Annotated in this window: 14 protein-coding genes; 12 read left to right on the top strand and 2 right to left on the bottom strand. The window is 71.5% G+C overall.

All coding sequences use genetic code 11. The annotated features are described in order from the left end of the window. Positions 1 to 17 precede the first annotated feature (17 nt). From IEZ25_RS19655 to IEZ25_RS19630, 6 genes are all read left to right on the top strand, one after another. Positions 18 to 1,364, top strand: coding sequence for a dipeptidase (locus IEZ25_RS19655; protein ID WP_191201170.1), 1,347 nt, complete (start codon positions 18 to 20; stop codon positions 1,362 to 1,364). A 72-nt stretch (positions 1,365 to 1,436) separates the two neighbouring features. Next, positions 1,437 to 1,904, top strand: a complete 468-nt coding sequence (locus IEZ25_RS19650; protein WP_191201169.1) for an SRPBCC family protein — start codon at positions 1,437 to 1,439, stop codon at positions 1,902 to 1,904. Continuing rightward, the gene (locus IEZ25_RS19645; RefSeq protein ID WP_191201168.1) at positions 1,901 to 2,938 is read left to right on the top strand and encodes an NAD(P)H-binding protein; all 1,038 of its coding nucleotides are present in this window, start codon (positions 1,901 to 1,903) and stop codon (positions 2,936 to 2,938) included. The genes IEZ25_RS19650 and IEZ25_RS19645 overlap by 4 nt, the downstream gene beginning before the upstream one ends. A gap of 73 nt (positions 2,939 to 3,011) precedes the next feature. Continuing rightward, entirely contained in the window at positions 3,012 to 4,550 is a 1,539-nt protein-coding gene (purF, locus tag IEZ25_RS19640) for an amidophosphoribosyltransferase (protein ID WP_318152352.1), read from the top strand. A gap of 45 nt (positions 4,551 to 4,595) precedes the next feature. Continuing rightward, positions 4,596 to 5,690 (top strand): phosphoribosylformylglycinamidine cyclo-ligase, encoded by a 1,095-nt coding sequence (gene purM / locus IEZ25_RS19635; RefSeq protein ID WP_191201166.1) that lies wholly within the window; start codon positions 4,596 to 4,598, stop codon positions 5,688 to 5,690. A 153-nt stretch (positions 5,691 to 5,843) separates the two neighbouring features. Continuing rightward, entirely contained in the window at positions 5,844 to 6,038 is a 195-nt protein-coding gene (locus IEZ25_RS19630) for a DUF3073 domain-containing protein (protein ID WP_191201165.1), read from the top strand. A gap of 187 nt (positions 6,039 to 6,225) precedes the next feature. On the opposite strand, the gene IEZ25_RS19625 is transcribed toward IEZ25_RS19630, so the two are convergent. Together IEZ25_RS19625 and IEZ25_RS19620 are read right to left on the bottom strand one after the other, a co-directional pair. Next, complete coding sequence (locus IEZ25_RS19625) at positions 6,226 to 7,317, bottom strand: Glu/Leu/Phe/Val family dehydrogenase (protein ID WP_191201164.1); 1,092 nt, start codon at positions 7,315 to 7,317, stop codon at positions 6,226 to 6,228. Positions 7,318 to 7,397: 80 nt separating this feature from the next. Continuing rightward, on the bottom strand, positions 7,398 to 8,756 hold the full coding sequence (locus IEZ25_RS19620) for a hypothetical protein (protein ID WP_318152351.1): 1,359 nt from the start codon (positions 8,754 to 8,756) through the stop codon (positions 7,398 to 7,400). A 260-nt stretch (positions 8,757 to 9,016) separates the two neighbouring features. Between IEZ25_RS19620 and pstC the strand changes: the two genes are divergently transcribed. The 6 genes from pstC to IEZ25_RS19590 are packed head-to-tail and all read left to right on the top strand — an operon-like array spanning position 9,017 to position 18,189. Then, entirely contained in the window at positions 9,017 to 10,033 is a 1,017-nt protein-coding gene (gene pstC / locus IEZ25_RS19615) for a phosphate ABC transporter permease subunit PstC (RefSeq protein WP_318152350.1), read from the top strand. Then, the gene (pstA, locus tag IEZ25_RS19610) at positions 10,030 to 11,211 is read left to right on the top strand and encodes a phosphate ABC transporter permease PstA (protein ID WP_191201163.1); all 1,182 of its coding nucleotides are present in this window, start codon (positions 10,030 to 10,032) and stop codon (positions 11,209 to 11,211) included. Before pstC ends, pstA begins: the two co-directional genes overlap by 4 nt. Next, positions 11,211 to 12,959, top strand: a complete 1,749-nt coding sequence (locus tag IEZ25_RS19605) for a substrate-binding domain-containing protein (RefSeq protein WP_191201162.1) — start codon at positions 11,211 to 11,213, stop codon at positions 12,957 to 12,959. Before pstA ends, IEZ25_RS19605 begins: the two co-directional genes overlap by 1 nt. Next, positions 12,956 to 15,574, top strand: a complete 2,619-nt coding sequence (locus IEZ25_RS19600) for a hypothetical protein (RefSeq protein ID WP_191201161.1) — start codon at positions 12,956 to 12,958, stop codon at positions 15,572 to 15,574. The genes IEZ25_RS19605 and IEZ25_RS19600 overlap by 4 nt, the downstream gene beginning before the upstream one ends. Further along, positions 15,571 to 16,530, top strand: a complete 960-nt coding sequence (locus tag IEZ25_RS19595) for a sortase (RefSeq protein ID WP_191201160.1) — start codon at positions 15,571 to 15,573, stop codon at positions 16,528 to 16,530. The genes IEZ25_RS19600 and IEZ25_RS19595 overlap by 4 nt, the downstream gene beginning before the upstream one ends. 54 nt (positions 16,531 to 16,584) lie before the next feature. Then, positions 16,585 to 18,189: an Ig-like domain repeat protein gene (locus IEZ25_RS19590; protein WP_191201159.1), complete on the top strand. Its 1,605-nt coding sequence runs from the start codon at positions 16,585 to 16,587 to the stop codon at positions 18,187 to 18,189. Positions 18,190 to 18,282 lie beyond the last annotated feature (93 nt).

Below are 18,282 nucleotides of genomic sequence, written 5' to 3'. Positions count from 1 at the left end.
CCGGCTAGGGTCGGCGCATGACTGTCGACATCCCCGCACGCCTCGCCGAGGTCATGCCCGGCATCCGCCGCGACCTCGAGGACCTGGTCCGCATCCAGTCCGTCTCCGCCGACCCCGAGCGACTCGGTGAGGTCGAGCGCAGCGCGGAGGCGACGCGCGACCTGTTCGCCGCGGAGGGCTTCGACGCCGAGATCGTCCGTGCCCACGACGGCGCCCCGCCGGCCGTGATCGCGAAGAAGGCCGGCCCCGAGGGCGCCCCGACCGTCCTGCTCTACGCGCACCACGACGTCCAGCCCGAGAACGACCACGCCGACTGGGACTCCCCGCCGTGGGAGCCGACCGAGCGGGGCGAGCGCCTCTACGGCCGTGGCACCGCCGACGACAAGGCCGGGATCGCCGCCCACCTCGGCGCCGTGCGGATCTTCGGCGACGAGCTCCCGGTCAACCTGGTGATGTTCGTCGAGGGGGAGGAGGAGGTCGGCTCCGACACCCTCGTCGAGCTGCTCCAGGCCCACCAGGAGCGGCTCGCGGCCGACGTCATCGTGATCGCCGACTCCGGCAACTGGGACATCGGCGTGCCGGCCCTGACCACGTCGCTGCGCGGTCTCGTGCGGATGGACGTCGAGGTCCGCACCCTGACGCACGCGGTGCACAGCGGGATGTGGGGCGGGCTCGTCCCCGACTCGATCATGGCGCTGAGCCGACTGATCGCCAGCCTCAACGACGACACCGGCGACGTGGCGGTCGAGGGCCTGCACTCCGGCCCGGCCGCCGACGTCGACTACCCCGAGGCCCGGCTGCGCGCCGAGTCCGGCGCTGCCGAGGGCATCGAGTGGATCGGCTCCGGCTCGGTCGTCGAGCGGCTGTGGACCAAGCCGTCGATCAGCATCACCGGCTTCGACGGGCCCAAGGTCGAGGGCGCGTCCAACACCCTCGTGCCGGCAGCCCGCTGCCGGATCAGCATGCGCATCGCGCCGGGCGACACGACGGCCAACGCCGCGCAGTGCCTCCAGGCACACCTCGAGAAGCACACCCCGTGGGGCGCCACGCTCACCACGACCCTCGTCGACACCGGCGAGGCGACGCAGATCGACGCCAGCGGTCCGGCGTACGACGCCGCGCGCGCCGCGTTCACCGAGGCGTGGGATGGCACCGCGCCGGTCGACATGGGCGTCGGCGGCTCGATCCCCTTCATCGCCGAGTTCCTCGAGGCGTTCCCGCAGGCCAGCGTGCTGGTCACCGGCGTCGAGGACCCCGACACCCGCGCCCACGGCGCCAACGAGGGCCTGCACCTCGCCGAGTTCGAGAAGGTCGTCAAGGCCGAGGCGCTCCTGCTCCGCAACCTGGGCGAGCTGCCCCGCTGACGATCCCTGAGCGGTCGTCCACCGCTCGACAGGGTGAGTCGGAGCGCTGGCGTGCGCCGATAGCGTGGAGGCATGGCGACCTTCCGTGCCCGCGACCGGTCCTCGGCCGTGCTGCGCTCGCCGCGCGCCGAGGTGTGGGAGGCGCTGACCGACGCGGGCCTGATCGCGAAGATCACGCCGTTCGTCACCGCCATCGACGTCGACGGTGACCGGTGGACCTGGCGGATGGGCACCCTTCCCGTCCTCGGCGTCCAGGTCGCGCCGACCTTCACCGAGGTCATGGACTTCGAGCCGATGGAGCGGATCGTCTTCACCCACGATCCCGACCGGCCCGACGAGATGACCTCCGTGCTGGGCACCTATCTCCTGACCGACCACGACGACGGCGGCACCGAGGTCAGCATCGAGCTCCAGATCGCCTGCGACCTGCCGCTCCCCGCCCTGGCCAGGCCGGCCGTCGAGCGTGTGATGGCGGGCGTGGTCAAGCACATGGGCACCGTCTTCTCCCGCAACCTCCTCGCCCACCTCGGTGAGGCATGAAGGTCCTCGTCCTCGGCGCGACGGGCTACATCGGTTCGCGCTTGGTCCCGCACCTGCTGGAGCACGACCACCGGGTCGTCGCCGCCTCGTCGTCGGTGCCCGACTTGGGTCGGTTCGGGTGGGACGAGCGCGTCGAGGCGATCCGCTGCGACGTGACCGACCCGGAGGCGGTGGACGCGGCGCTGGTCGGCGTCGACGCGGTGGTCTACCTCGTCCACTCGCTCGACCGCACCGACTTCACCGACCGCGACCGGTGGGGCGCCGAGGTGGTCGCCGCGGCCGTGGCCGACAGCGACGTACGCCGCCTCGTCTACCTCTCCGGGCTGGTGCCCGACGTGCCGGAGGAGGAGCTGTCCGCCCACATCGCCTCGCGCCTCGAGGTCGAGCGGATCCTGCTCGACTCGTGCGACGGGGCCGTCGCCCTGCGGGCCGGGGTCGTCGTCGGCGCGGGGTCGACGTCGTTCGAGATCGTCCGTCAGGTCGCGACCCTGTTCCTCGTCCAGCCGGTGCCGACCTGGATGCAGAGCTCGGTCCAGCCGGTCGCTGTCTCCGACGTGCTGCGCGCCTTCGACGCGGCCCTCGACGGTGACGTGACCGGGGCGATCGACCTCGGCGGCCCCGACGTCGTCGCCTACCCCGACCTGATGCGTGCCTTCGCCCGCGAGAGCGGCCTGCCACGCGTGAGCGTGCCCGTCCCGATCGCTCCCGAGGCGCTCGTCGGGCTCGCCACCGCCCTGGCCACGACCGCGCCGTTCCACACCGTCACCGCGCTCGTGGAGTCGCTGCGCCACGACATGGTCTGTCGTCGCGACCACACCTGGCGCCCCGCGTCCGGCGGGCCGCTCCTCGGCGTGGAGGAGGCCGTGCGTCGCGCGTCCACCGCGCAGTACGCCGGCCCCGAGGGCGCGCTGCCCTCCGACCCGGGCTGGACCCGCCACCACCGGCTCCTCGACGTCGTACCTCTCCCGGCGTCGGGGAAGGCGGCCGCCCGGCTCGCCCTCCACAGGCTCCGCGGGTTCCTTCCCGACACCTGAGCGGTGCGGCGCCGGAGGTCGCGGAAGTGGCGCCGGTGCGGAGATGCGCTCGCGCGGCCGTAGACTGCAGGTCGTGCCCTACCAGACGAGCAAGCGCACGGGTGGCGACGGCCGACTGACTGCGGCGATCGACCCCCACGACCAGGGCCCACAGGACGCCTGCGGCGTCTTCGGGGTGTGGGCACCCGGCGAGGACGTCGCCAAGCTGACCTACTTCGGGCTGTACGCCCTGCAGCACCGCGGCCAGGAGTCCGCCGGCATCGCGGTCAGCAACGGGCGCCAGATCCTGGTCTACAAGGACATGGGCCTGGTCTCGCAGGTCTTCGACGAGCCGACCCTCGACTCCCTCAAGGGCCACCTCGCGATCGGCCACTCGCGCTACTCCACGACCGGCGCCAGCACCTGGCACAACGCCCAGCCCACCTTCCGCCCGACGGCCGACGGCTCGATCGCGCTGGGCCACAACGGCAACCTGATCAACACCCACGAGCTGCGCGAGATGGTCGGCGCCCTGCCCGGCCCCGCCGGCGAGCTGGAGATCAAGGGCGTCGAGGGCGCGACCAACGACACCAGCCTGGTCACCGCCCTGCTGGCCCACCACCCCGACAGCTCCCTCGAGCAGCGTGCGCTCGAGGTGCTGCCGCAGCTGCGCGGGGCGTACTGCTTCGTCTGGATGAACGAGAACACCCTCTACGCCGCCCGTGACCCGCAGGGCATCCGCCCGCTGGTCCTCGGTCGCCTCGACCGCGGCTGGGTCGTCGCCAGCGAGGACGCCGCGCTCGCCACCATCGGCGCCAGCGTGGTCCGCGAGGTCGAGCCCGGCGAGCTGATCGTCATCGACGAGAACGGCCTGCGCTCCCACAAGTTCGCGGAGCCGGCGCGCAAGGGCTGCGTCTTCGAGTACGTCTACCTCGCCCGCCCCGACGCCACCATCAGCGGTCGCAACGTCCACGAGGCGCGCGTCGAGATGGGTCGGCTGCTGGCGCGCGAGTTCCCCGTGGACGCCGACCTCGTCATGCCGGTGCCGGAGTCCGGCACGCCCGCCGCGTCCGGCTACGCCGCCGAGTCCGGCATCCCGTTCGGCCAGGGCTTCGTGAAGAACGCCTACGTCGGCCGCACGTTCATCCAGCCCAGCCAGACGCTGCGCCAGCTCGGCATCCGACTCAAGCTCAACGCGCTCGAGCACATGATCCGCGGCAAGCGCATCGTCGTCGTCGACGACTCGATCGTCCGCGGCAACACCCAGCGCGCCCAGGTGCGGATGCTGCGGGAGGCAGGCGCCCTCGAGGTGCACGTGCGCATCTCCAGCCCGCCGGTGAAGTGGCCGTGCTTCTACGGCATCGACTTCGCCACCCGCGCCGAGCTGATCGCCAACGGTCTCGACGTCGACGAGATCGCCTCGAGCGTGGGCGCCGACAGCCTCGGCTACATCTCGCTCGAGGGCATGATCGAGGCCACCGGCCAGCCGGCCGAGCGACTGTGCCAGGCCTGCTTCACCGGCGAGTACCCGATCGAGCTTCCCGACGAGAGCCTGCTCGGCAAGCACCTGCTCGAGGCGACGCTGCAGTCGCCGACGATGGGCCGCGCGCTGCCGGTCCTCAACAACCCCTGACCCGCAGCACCACCCCGATCCGTCGCAGCCCCGAGGGAGCCTTCGTTGACCGACCAGCCCGCCGCACCTGAAGGGGCCTACGCCGCCGCCGGGGTCTCGATCGAGGCGGCCGACCGCGCGATCGACCTGATGAAGGGTTGGGTGGACAAGGCCAGGCGTCCGGAGATGATCGGAGGTCTGGGCGGCTTCGCCGGCCTCTTCGACGCCTCCGCGCTCACGAAGTACGAGGCTCCGCTGCTGGCCACCTCCACCGACGGCGTCGGCACCAAGGTCGCGATCGCCCAGCTGATGGACGTCCACGACACCATCGGCTTCGACCTCGTCGGCATGGTCGTCGACGACCTGGTCGTGTGCGGCGCCGAGCCGCTCTTCATGACCGACTACATCGCCTGCGGTCGGGTCGTGCCCGAGCGGATCGCGGCCATCGTCAAGGGCATCGCCGAGGCGTGCGTCGTCGCGGGCTGCGCGCTCATCGGCGGCGAGACGGCCGAGCACCCCGGCCTGCTCGACCCCGACGACTACGACGTCGCGGGCGCCACCACCGGTGTCGTCGAGGCCAGCAGGCTGCTCGGCCCAGGCCGGGTCCGACCGGGCGACGTGGTCATCGCCATGGAGGCCAGCGGGCTGCACTCCAACGGCTACTCCCTGGTCCGCCACGTCCTGCTCGGCTCCACCGACTCGGGTGGTGCGGGGTGGACCATCGACCGGCAGGTCGACGACTTCGGCCGCACGCTCGGCGAGGAACTGCTCGAGCCCACCCGGATCTACGCCAAGGCCTGCCTCGACCTCGCCGACCGCACCGAGACCCACGCGATGTCCCACATCACGGGGGGCGGCCTGGCCGCCAACCTGGAGCGGGTGCTCCCCGAGGAGCTGTCGGTGCGCATCGACCGCTCGACCTGGACGCCGCAGCCCGTCTTCGACGTCGTACGCCGCGTCGGTGACGTGTCGCAGTCCGACCTCGAGGCCACCCTCAACTGCGGCGTCGGCATGGTCGCGCTCACCGCGCCCGAGTCGGTCGACACCGCGATCTCCGTGCTCGCCGGGCACGGCGTGCGCGCATGGGTGGCCGGCGAGGCCCGCGCCGACAGCGCCGAGGGTGGTCGCGTGCTGATGGAGGGCCAGCACCCCGGCTGGTGATTTCCCACCTTCGTCGGCGAATTGCCGGACCACGGTGTGCGGGAACACCCACCGCTCAGGTAGCGTTGTCCTCACGATATGTAACCGATCAGACCGGGCGCGTCGGGGAGCTCTCTCGACAGCCCCGGCCAAGTGTGCGAGGGGGTCGACCCTATGGGGCGCGGCCGAGCGAAGGCGAAGCAGACCAAGGTCGCACGCGACCTGAAGTACCGGACTCACGAGACGGACTTCGGCGCGTTGGCGAAGGAGCTGCATGGCGAGGACAACTCCCATTCCCGGACGACCGAGGTCGAGCCGGACGAGGACGAGTGGTCGGACCATGCCGATCCTCGTCGTCGCGCAGACTGACTGATCGCACCATCCGTCCGGGTCACCGGGCGGAGCGGCGTACGAGTGCGCCCCGAGATGAGCAGTCGACCCGGTCCACGGACGTCCACGGGCGGGCTCGAGCGACCCATGGGTCGCCTGACCGACGCCATGACGTCGGTCGGGCGACCCATGGGCCGCTCGAGCAGGCCTGCGGGCGGGTGCCGCCTCAGTGCAGGTGGATGCCGCGCAGGCGGCCGACCTCGCGCATGCGGCGCTCAGCGAGGCGGTCGGCTGCCTCGGCGGTGGTGACGCCGTCGGTCGTGGCCAGCTCGAAGACCTCGCGGGTGGTGTCGAAGATGCCGCTCGCGCGCTGCTGGGCGCGCTCGAAGGAGAAGCCTTCGAGCTCGTCGGCGACCTGGATCACGCCACCGGAGTTCACGCAGTAGTCGGGCGCGTAGAGGATGCCGCGCTCGCTGACCTGCTTCTCGATGCCGGGGTGGGCGAGCTGGTTGTTGGCCGCGCCGCAGATGACGGATGCGCGCAGCACCTCGAGCGACTCGTCGTTGATCGCGCCGCCCATGGCGCACGGGGCGTAGACGTCGATCTCGCTGGCGATCAGCTCGTCGGTGGAGTCGACGGCCTGCACCTGCGGGTGGGTCTCGCGGATCGCGGCGACCGAGGGGGCGTGCACGTCGGTGACGACCACGCTCGCGCCGTCCTCGAGCAGGTGGCGCACGAGGTGCCTGCCGACCTTGCCGACGCCGGCGACGCCGACGGTGCGGCCGGCGAGGGTGGGCTCGCCCCACAGCTGCTCGGCCGCTGCGCGCATGCCCTGGAACACGCCGTACGCGGTCAGCACCGAGCTGTCGCCCGCGCCGCCGTGGGCGACGGTGCGGCCGGTGACGAAGTCGCACTCCCGCGCGATGTGGTCCATGTCCTCGGAGTAGGTGCCCACGTCGCAGGCGGTGAAGTAGCGCCCGTTCAGCGACTGCACGAAACGGCCGTAGGCGCGGAGCAGGGCCTCGGTCTTGAGCTCGGCCGGGTCACCGATGATCACCGCCTTGCCGCCCCCGAGGTCGAGGCCGGCGAGCGCGTTCTTGTAGGACATGCCGCGCGAGAGGTTGAGCACGTCGACGATCGCGTCGTCGGTGCTGGCGTAGGGGTAGAACCGCGTCCCGCCGAGCCCGGGCCCGAGTGCCGTGGAGTGGATCGCGATGATCGCGCGGAGGCCGGTGGCCTGGTCGTTGCAGAAGACGACCTGCTCGTGCTCACTGCCGAGCTCGAAGACGTCGACGCCGGACGTAGGTGCTCCAGACATGCTCAGGATTCCTTCTCTCGTGGGTGCGGTCCGCGGGGTGTGCGGGCCTGGTCAGCGCGGTCGAGGGGTGGTGACCGCGATCACCTCAGGGTAGTACCGGCCGACGGCCGCGACCGCATCACGACCAGGTCGCCGTGGGTGCCGTAGCCGAGCAGCCTGCCGCCGGCCGGACGGCCGTCGAAGGTCGCCATCAGCCACGCGTCGTCGACCCGCGCAAGCGAGGGCCAGGGCAGGTTGGTGGGGTACGACGCCTCGAGCAGGCCCGTGTCGCGCATCGCCAGGTCGAAGGTGGGAAAGCGCGCCCGGTGCTGACGGCGCGAGTCTCGACCGTCGCTGGCCAGGACGACCAGCTCGCCGTCGACGTCCACGATCGTGGTGCCCTCCGTGGCCCGCCGGTCGGTGGCCGCGCCCAGGAGCCGGAGGTCGTCGAGCGACGGACCGCCGGCCAGGGCGGGGTGGAAGTCGAAGAAGCGCCGGGCGCTCACGAAGCCGACCAGCCACCGCTCGTCGTGACGCACCAGGTGCGGGTCCCAGGTGGCGATCGACCCGAGCCCCTCGGTCGGTAGCGGCAGCTCACGGGTGTCGAGCACGTGGGCGCCGCGCAGCAGGTCGGCGTCCGAGTCGGCGAGGGTGACCCGCAACCCCGCCGGCGTACGACGTCCGGCGCGGGTGGTCGGCTGCTCGAAGTCGCCCCACGTGCTGGTCGCCACCAACCACCGCCCGTCGCTGCGGACCAGGTGGGTGGCGTGGTCGCCGAAGACGCCCGGCCGGTCGGGTCGACGGAAGTAGAGGTCGGCCGTGTGCTCGAGCGTGAGGTCGGTCGGGTCGAGGCGCCACACGCTGGTGTGGGCGGTGTCGAAGAACCCGGGACCGGCCGACGTCGCGGTGACCCAGAGGGCATCCCCGTCGCGCAGCGGGGTGCCGTCCTCCTCCGTGACGAGCCGGGTGTCGCGCAGGCCCAGCTGGCCGAAGCGACCGGCGCACCCGCCCGCTTCCGGGAGCTCGACGCGCAGATCCGCGAGCGTCGCGGCGTCGCGGGTGTCGACCACGCCGCGCAGGTCGTGCCGGGCGCGCGCGACCCAGCCACCGGCCTCGCGGCTCCAGGCGGTCAGGTGCGTGCCGGTCAGGGTGAGACCCAGCTCCGCGGGATCGACGGCCCGGTGGAAGCGCCTGCTCCGGAGCACGCGGGTCGCACCGCCCGCGGCGAGCGTGAGGGAGACCGAGCCCTCGCCCAGCCGGGCAGCGAGGCGGTGCCCCCGCAGGTGCAGCGCGAGCTCGACGGGCGGGCCGTGGAACGCCACGACGGTGGTCGCAGCGACGTACGGCGCCACCGCCGGCAGGTCGACCACGCCACCCGAGGTGGCCCGCACCTGCACGCCTGCGGGAGCCACCAGGTCGACCGGTCGGAGCCGGCGGACGATCTCGAGGCGGGGGAGCACGAGCCCATCCTTCCCGACCACCCGACCGGGCCGGCTGGCCTGGTCATCTCGAGCCGCCACCTGGCCCGTCCGGGCCAGCGAGGCGATTTCGTTCCGCTGGTGACGGCCCATCGTTGGCCGTTCGTTCACCCGCGACGGCGTCGCCGTTCCGAAACGGAGCCCATGCTGACGTCGCTCACCACCGACTGCGATCACTCGCGGCTCTCGTCGGGGCGTGGCAGCCGTCAGCAGTTCTCTCGGGCCCGTTTCGAAAGTCAGCCGTGACCACTCTTCCTGCCCAGGACTCCGTCCTGCCCACAGGCCGACCGACCCCGCGTCGGCTGTCTCGCAAGGCCACCGGTGCCGACCGGGTGTTCGAGCTCAGCGCCCGGACCGTCGGCGCGACCGTGCTCGTGGTCACCGGGGGCATCGGCGCGTTCCTCGCGTGGCAGTCCGTCCCCACCCTCGAGCGCTACGGGTGGAGCTTCTTCACCGAGAGCGCCTGGCAGCCGGAGTCCGACGTCCTCGGCATCGCCGCGGTCCTCGTCGGCACCGTCTCCATCGCCGGCGTCGCGATGGCGTTCGCCTTCCCGCTGGCGCTGCTCACCGCGCTCTTCATCAGCGAGTACGCCCCGGCCGGCATCAAGTCGACCCTGGTGTCGCTGGTCGACCTGATGGCCGCCGTCCCGTCGATCATCTACGGGATGTGGGGCTACTTCCTGGTGATGCCCCACGCGGCGGCGTTCAGCCTCTGGCTGCACCAGAACCTCGGCTGGATCCCGATCTTCTCCGTCGACGCCGACCCGGACGCCGCTGTCTGGGACCAGTCGCGCTACATCGGCAGCGCCTTCTGCGCCGGCATCGCCGTGGCCATGATGGTGCTCCCGATGTCGTGCGCGGTCATGCGGCAGGTCTTCTCCCAGACCCCGCCGGGGGAGAAGGAGGCGGCGCTGGCGCTCGGCGCGACCCGCTGGGGCATGATCCGCTCCGTCGTGCTGCCGTTCGGCCGCGGCGGCATCATCGGCGGCACGATGCTCGGCCTGGGCCGCGCGCTCGGCGAGACGATCGCGGTGCTGCTGATCATCTCGCCCGACTTCGTCATCAAGCCGCGGATCCTCGAGGTCGGCACCAGCTCGGTCAGCGCCCTGATCGCAGGCCGGTTCGGGGATGCCAGCGCAGCCCAGCTCTCCGCGCTGCTCACCGCCGGCTTCGTGCTCTTCGTCATCACGCTGATCGTCAACACCCTCGCCGCGATGATCGTTGCGCGCAGCCGCTCCGGAGCGGGGACCGACGCATGACGACCATCCAGCAGCGCGCGACGGCCTCGTCCGCGAAGCCGACTCCCACCACCCACCTGCCGCAGCGCGACCTCGATGCCCCACCACCGCTCGCCCGGCCGAGCCTCGGCAAGCCCACCGCCGAGGAGCGGTTCACCGTCGTCGGCGCCTGGGTCGCCGCCCTGGCCCTGGCGTGGGTGGTCACGCAGCGCCTGATGCCGCTCGGCGGCCCGGCGTGGCTGTTGGTCACCTGGCTCGTCCTCGGCCTGGTGATGAGCGTCGTGACCACGTCGATGACGGGCCGCCGCGTCGACGTGGTCGACCGGGTGGTCGCCGGCATCGTCACCTCGGGCGCGCTCGTGGTCGGAGCTGCGCTGCTCAGCACGGTGGTGTTCGTGGTCTACCGCGGTTGGGAGCCCCTGCTGCACCTCAACTTCCTCGTCGACGACATGGCCGGCGTCGGTCCGCGCGACCCGTTCGACACCGGTGGCATCGGTCACGCGATCGTCGGCTCGGCGATCCAGCTCGGCATCGCCGTCGCGGTGACCCTGCCGCTCGGCATCGGCACCGCGGTGTTCATGACCGAGGTCGGCGGCCGGTTCGCCGTCGTCGTGCGCACCATCGTGGAGGCGATGACGGCGCTGCCGTCGATCGTGGCCGGCCTGTTCGTCTACACGGTGCTCATCGTCGCCCTGGGGTTCCCCCGCTCGGGCTTCGCCGCCGCCATGGCGCTGTCGGTGATGATGCTCCCGATCATCGCCCGCGCGGCCGACGTCGTGCTCCGCGTCGTGCCCGGCGGGCTGCGCGAGGCGAGCCTGGCGCTGGGCGCCAGCCGGTGGCGCACGGTCTGGCACGTCGTCCTGCCGACCGCGCGTCCCGGCCTCGCCACGGCCCTGATCCTCGGCGTCGCACGCGGCGTCGGCGAGACCTCGCCGGTCCTGCTCACCTCCGGCGTGGCGACCTTCTTCGTCACCAACCCCACCGACGGGGTCATGAACTCGCTGCCGCTCTTCATCTTCAAGGGCGCCAGGAGCCCCGAGCCGATGGACATCGAGCGCGCGTTCGCCGCCGCCACCGTGCTCCTCGTCCTGGTGCTCGTCCTGTTCGTGATCGCCCGCCTGGTCGCCCGTCCCGCGCGCGCCCGCACCCGCCGTCCCCGTCGTACGACCCGCGCGAAGCGCACCGCTGAGGAGTCCTGATGAGTCACCGCTTCCACCGCCTCGGCGCCGCCCTCCTGGCCGCCGCGCTCCTCTCCCTGTCCGGGCTCGGCGCCGCCAACGCGGACGAGCTCGGACCGGGCGGCCTCGGCAACGCGACCCCGCGCGCGGCGTACGCCCAGATCGAGGGCTCCGGCTCGACCTGGTCCGAGGTCATCGTCCAGCAGTGGATCTCCGACGTCGACGCGCTCGGCATGAAGGTCACCTACAACGGCGGTGGCTCCTCCCAGGGCCGCAAGAACTTCGCGCAGAACGTCACCGACTTCGGCATCTCCGAGATCCCCTACCCGGGCGTCGACGAGTTCGGCAACGCCGACAACAGCAACGGCCGCGAGTTCGCCTACCTGCCGATCGTGGCCGGCGGCACGGCCTTCACCTACCAGCTCAAGATCGGTGACGAGCTGGTCCGCAACCTGCGACTGTCGGGCGAGACGCTGACCAAGATCTTCACCGGCGAGATCACCGACTGGTCGGACCCGGCCATCACCCGGGACAACAACGGCCGCGCCTTCCCCAAGCTCGCGATCACGCCCGTCGTGCGTTCCGACGGCTCGGGCACCACGGCGCAGCTGACCACCTGGATGGACGCGGAGTACCCGTCGATCTGGCGGCCGTTCTTCGGCAAGAGCGGCTACACGTCGTACTACCCGCGCAAGGGCCGGATGCTCGCCCAGTCGGGTTCGGACCAGGTGATGAACACGATCTCCGGGTTCGCCGGCAACGGCACGATCGGATACGTCGAGTACGCCTACCCCCTGAACAAGGACTACCCGGTCGTCAAGGTGCTCAACGACGGCGGCTTCTACGTCGAGCCCACGCAGTACAACGTGGCGGTCGCGCTCACCCAGGCCAGGATCAACGAGGACGCGTCCTCGCCGCTCTACCTCACCCAGATCCTCGACGGCGTCTACAACGCCAAGGACCCGCGGGCCTACCCGCTGTCGTCCTACAGCTACATGATCATCCCGACGGGCGCGAAGGACCAGCGCATGTCGACCGCCAAGCGGCAGACGCTCGGCGACTTCATGTACTACTCGCTCTGCGAGGGCCAGGCCAAGGCCGGCCCCTACGGCTACTCGCCGCTGCCGCTCAACCTCGTGCAGGCCGGCTTCACCCAGCTCGCCAAGCTCAAGACGGCCGACCCTGCCGTCGACGTCGAGAACCGCGACGCGACCAAGTGCAACAACCCGACCTTCGTCGCCGGCAACCTCAAGCAGAACAAGCTCGCCCAGATCGCTCCCCAGCCCGCCGCCTGCGACAAGCAGGGCGCCGGTCCGTGCGGCACGGCGACCGGGACCGGTGAGCCCTCGACCGACGGTGGGCAGCCGGCCGGCTCCGGCGACGGGACCAGCAAGGGCACCGGCGCCACGAGTGACAGCGGCGCCAAGGGCGGCGCCGACGGCGGCGGTGGGGGTACCGACGGAGGCGGCACCGGGGGCGGCTCCGGCGGGGCCGGGACGGACGGAGGCGGCGACCCGGCCGCCACGGAGGTCGACCCGGTGACGGGCGAGAACGTGGCCACCGGCGGTGACGGCGCCGGCACGACGACGACGTCCGGCACGGGGACCACCAGCGACCCGATCTACGCCACCCCGACCGAGCTGTCCGCCAGCCGGCCCGGCGACAGCCGCGCGTTCGGTGCTCTGGCCACCCTCGAGCTCCTGGCCCTGATCCTCGTGCCGGGACTGCTCCTGGCGCGCGGCGTACGTCGACGGAGCGCGGGCCGATGAAGCAGCGGATGCGACTCCTGGCGACCGCCCTCCTCGGCGTGACGGTCACCCTGCCGGCCGCGGTCGGCATCGGCGGCACGGCCACGGCCGCGGCGGACGGTGACGCGCCGGCGTACAGCCAGACCAAGCACCTGGACCGCACGATCTCCGTGCAGGGCCAGGAGATCGAGATCGACTCGCGGGACATGACCGTGACGGTCGACCGCACGACCCAGCTGCGCGGGCGGGAACGGGTCAACATCTCCTGGACCGGCGCCCACCCGACCGGTGGCCGCTCGTCCAGCCCCTTCGGTGAGAAGGGCCTGCTCCAGGAGTACCCCGTCGTCATCCTCCAGTGCCGCGGTCTCGACGACCCCAGCCTGGCGCCGGACAAGCAGCTCGCGCCCGAGACCTGCTGGACGTCCTCGCGTGCGCAGCGCACGCAGGTGGCCGACGACAGCGAGGCCGCCTGGCGCCACGACAAGTACGCCTCCGACGCGCAGCGTGCCCAGAAGTTCGGCCTGGACCCGATCCCGGCGGAGTGCAACGACGTCGCGACGTTCTCCACCCGCATCACTCCGTTCCGCGCGGCCAACGGCACCGTCTATGCCAGCTGCACGTCCGAGACGATGCCTCCCGAGGCGGCGGTCGGCGCGGCGTTCCCGCCCGCCGAGCAGGCGGCCTTCAGCGACCTCGAGGGCAACGGGCACACCAAGTTCGAGGTGCGCTCCGACGTCGAGAACGAGTCCCTCGGCTGCAACGACACGGTCGCCTGCTCGATCGTCGTGATCCCGATCCAGGGGATCAGCTGCCTCGACGACGACGCGGCCTGCTCGCGTGGTGGCCAGTTCGAGGCCGGGTCGAACAACTTCTCCAGCCAGGGCGTGGACCTCACTGCCTCGCCGACGCTGTGGTGGTCGGAGTCCAACTGGCGCAACCGCTTCTCGATCCCGATCACCTTCGGGCTGCCGCCGGACGCCTGCACGGTGCTGGACGACCGCGCGCCGACCGGCTTCTACGGCTCCGAGCTGATGTCGCAGGCCTCGCTCCAGTGGTCGCCGAGCTTCTGCCTGGACAAGAAGCGCTTCAAGTTCCAGCACAACAAGATGGCCGACGCGGCCGGCTTCACCCTGGCCGAGAACGGCGGCGGAGCAGCGGCCTTCGTGTCAAGCAAGCACACCGTCAAGGGCACCGACCCGATGGCCTACGCACCGACCGCCGTCACCGGCTTCTCCATCGGTTACGTGATCGATCGCCCGGGCAACGCCGGCGAGTTCACCGACCTCAAGCTCAACGCGCGGCTGGTCGCCAAGCTGCTGACCCAGTCCTACCTCGGCAGCGAGCTCGGTCGCGGCCACCCCGGCATGAGTGCCAACCCGGTCGGCATCAACCTCGACCCGGAGTTCCAGAAGCTCAACCCGGGCCTCGACACGATCACCCGCGAGGCGGCCGCGACGCTGCTGTCGCTCTCGGAGTCCAGCGACGTCGTCCAGTCACTCACGGAGTACATCGCCCAGGACAGGTCGGCCATGGAGTGGGTCAAGGGCAAGGCCGACCCGTGGGGGATGAAGGTCAACCCCAGCTACAGGAAGATCAAGCTGCCCGTCGCCGAGTGGCCGCTGCTCGACGACTACGTGCCGACGACCAACGACGAGTGCCGCCAGCAGAACCCCACGCCGTACTTCACGCAGCTCGCGGCGCCGGTCAACTCGATCCGCAAGATCGCCGAGGCGATCCTCGACGCCTGGCCCAACGTCCAGACCAGGTGTGACCGCTCCGCGGTCACCGACCCGTGGAAGATCGGGCGGGTCGACCGGCAGGGTGTCGGCACCCGCTTCATGTTCGGCGTCGTGAGCATGGGGGACGCCGAGCGGCTCGGCCTCGACCAGGCCAGCCTGGCGACCAGGAGCGGCTACGTCGCCCCGACGACCGCCGGCCTGACGAAGGCCCTGCGCCTGGCCGAGCCGAGCAAGGAGGGCGACGAGCCCTTCACGCTCGACATGGCGCAGATGGTGAGGAAGAACGCCTATCCCGGCACGATGATCGTCTACACCGCGGCCCGCACGGCGAACCTGCCGGAGGAGGACGCGGCCAAGGTCGCGCAGTTCATCGAGGTCTCCACCACCGAGGGTCAGCGCGAGGGCTACGGCAACGGCGAGCTGCCGCCGGGCTACGTCCCCATCAAGAAGGCGGGCGTCACGGCTCCTCTCTGGAAGCAGGCCCAGGCGGTCGCGAAGGAGATCGGGGAGCAGTCCGGCGCCACGAGCACCGACACCGGTGGCGGTGACGGCGGCGGCACGGGTGACGGCGGCGCCGTTGACGGCGATGGCGCCGGTGCCGGGACGAGCGGAGCGTCGGACCCGGGCCCCGGCAGCGTGTCCGAGGTCGGCGACAACGGCACCGGCGACGAGCCGGCCGACCAGGGTGACGGCGAGGACGAGAAGTCCACGGACGACAGGGCCGGGGGCAAGAAGGTGAAGGACGAGGAGCAGGAGCTCGTCGCCATGCCACCCACGACCGAGGTGTCCTCCCCGGTCGCCGAGCGGATCCTGCCGCTGCTCCTCCTGGTCGCGCTCATCAGCGCCATCGGCGCCAACCTGGTGCGCCTGCGCCACCTGCGTCGGAGCCGGGGATGACGATGACGACCACCCCGACGTCGACCTCGACCTCGACCACTGGGACTGCGGTCCCTCCCGACGCGCGGAAGCAACCGCGCGGAGGAGCACCTCGTCCACTGACGCCGCCGGCACGCGGCGACGACATCTGGTCCGTCATCTCGACGACGTCGGTGATGTGCTGCCTGGTCGCCGGCTGGATGCTCGCGCAGATGCTCTACCTGGGCGGCCTCGCACAGGATCGGGCGCAGGACGCCCTCTACACCGAGTTCCGTGGCGAGCTCGCCGCCGGCACCGCGCCGATCGGTCCGGTGGTCGAGGTGGGCAGGCCCGTCGCCACGCTGTCGATCCCGCACATCGGGGTGCACCAGGTGGTCACCGAGGGGACGGCGTCGGGAGACCTGCTCGGCGGGCCGGGACACCTGCGCAACACCGTGCTGCCCGGCCAGCTCGGCACCTCCGCGGTGTTCGGCCGGGCCAGCACCTACGGTGCGCCGTTCGCGCGGATCGGCGAGCTGGTCCGTGGCGACCAGATCAACGTCACCACCGCGCAGGGCGCCCGGCGATTCAAGGTCATCGGTGTGCGCCGCGCCGGAGATCCGTTGCCGCAGCCGCGTCCTGAGGGCGCGTCCAGGCTGGTCCTGGTCAGCGGGGAGGCGAGCGCCGCGCGGCTGCCGTCGCTGTCCCCCGGCCGGGTCGTCTACGTGGATGCCGAGGCTGACGAGGCATTCCCGACCCCCGCGGGCCTGCCCCGCGTGGTCCCTGATCCGGAGCAGGCGATGGGCACGGAGTCCGGGGCGGTCATGCCGCTCCTCACGCTGTGCCTGGGGCTGCTCCTGGCGTTGACGCTCGGGGTCATCGCCGCCCGGCAGCGGTTCTCCACTGCCGTGGTCTGGGTGGTCGCGACCCCGGTCGTGATCGCCGTCGCCTGGCTCACCACCGATGTGGTCATGCGACTCCTGCCCAACCTGATGTAACCGAAGCGACCTGCACCACCCGTCAAGAGCACCGATCCAAGAAAAGGAACTCTCATGTCTGTTCGCAGGCTCCTCGCGGGCGTGGCCACCACGTCCATCCTGGCGACGGCACTCGCCGTGGCTGCCCCGGCCCAGGCCGACCCGGCCTTCGTCCCCGACGCCGACGACATCGTGGGTGTCGGCTCCGACACCACGATGTTCGCCGTCAGCTACCTGGCCGACGGCCACGCCGGTGTCGCGGGCTACAACGCCGCCAACCCGGCCCAGCGCCTCGTCTCGTTCGACGCCCGCACCTTCGACGCTGCCGGCAACCAGACCAACTCTGCGAACGTCACGCTGCGGGCCGGCTCGGCCGCGATCATCCGCCCGAACGGCTCCGGTGGCGGCAAGAGCCTGCTCTACGGCCAGGCCAACAACGCCGACGTGAGCTTCGCACGCTCGTCCTCCGGCAACAACGCCAACGAGACCGCGGCGAACCTGCAGGCGTTCCCCTTCGCCAAGGACACCCTCGCCGTGGCCACGGCCCCGACGTCCAACGCCCCCGCGACCCTCACCCCGGCCCAGATCGTCGGCATCTACGAGGGCTCCATCACCAACTGGTCCCAGGTCGGCGGCGCCAGCGGCGTCATCAAGCCGCTCACCCCGCAGACCAGCTCCGGCACCGGCGACTTCTTCAAGAAGGAGCTGGACAAGATCAAGGGCAGCACCCTCACCTACGGCCCGAGCGTCACGTTCGTGCAGGAGCACGACGACGCCCCGGTCAAGTCCGACCCCAACGCGATCGCGCCGTTCTCCGTCGGCCGCGCGGGACTCCTCGGCACCCTGCGCGTCGAGGGCGGCTGGCAGGTCGACCGTGCGCTCTACAACGTCGTCCGCCAGGGCGACGCCGGCAGCGCGTGGGCCCAGGGCCTGTTCGGCCCCAGTGGCTTCGTGTGCTCGCCCGCCGCGACCTCGCTGATCCTCGACGCCGGCTTCGAGCAGCTCCTGTCCTCCGCGCAGGGCGGCAAGTGCGGTGTGGCCACCACGACCGCGACCGCGGCCAGCGACCTGCTCACCGCCAAGGTCAACACCACGACGACCGTCTCCGGCGTCTCCACCACCGCGGGTGCTGCCACCCTCACCGCCACGATCGGTGGCGGTGGCACGCTCAAGCCGCAGGGCGTCGTCGCCTTCGCGGTCGACGGTGCTGCCAAGGGCAACGGCGTCGTGACCGGCGGCCGCGCGACCCTCAACGTCACCGGCCTGACGCCTGGCGTGCATAAGGTGAAGGCCACCTTCACCCCGACCGGTGCCGCGTTCAACGGCTCCACCTCGGTCGACGTCGACGTGACCGTGAAGGCCGCCGACACCGCCACTCCGCCGCCGGCCCCCACCAAGGCCTCGACCAAGATCACGTCGACCTTCAAGAAGTCCTACAAGGCCGGCCAGAAGATCACGGGCAAGGTCAAGGTCAGTTCGTCCGGCTCGGGCAAGGCCGCCGGCAAGGTGACGATCAAGCTCGGGAAGAAGGTCGTCGGCAAGGGCAAGGTCAAGAAGGGCGTCGCGACCATCACCATCAAGAAGGGCCTGAAGAAGGGCAAGAACAAGCTCGTCGTGCAGTACGCCGGCAACAGCTCGTTCGCCGCCTCGAAGACGAAGCTGACCATCACCATCAGGTGATCGCCCGCTCCGTCTGACCGGCTCCACCCAGAACCGGAGGCGGGCGGCTCGCTGACGGCCGCCCGCCTCCTCCCTGTCCGCACGCCGCACCCC

It is taken from the genome of Nocardioides hwasunensis (assembly GCF_014779665.1).
GTDB classification, from domain to species: Bacteria; Actinomycetota; Actinomycetes; order Propionibacteriales; family Nocardioidaceae; genus Nocardioides; species Nocardioides hwasunensis.
Note: the sequence above shows the minus strand (reverse complement) of the source record. Positions and strands in the feature narration are given on the sequence as shown.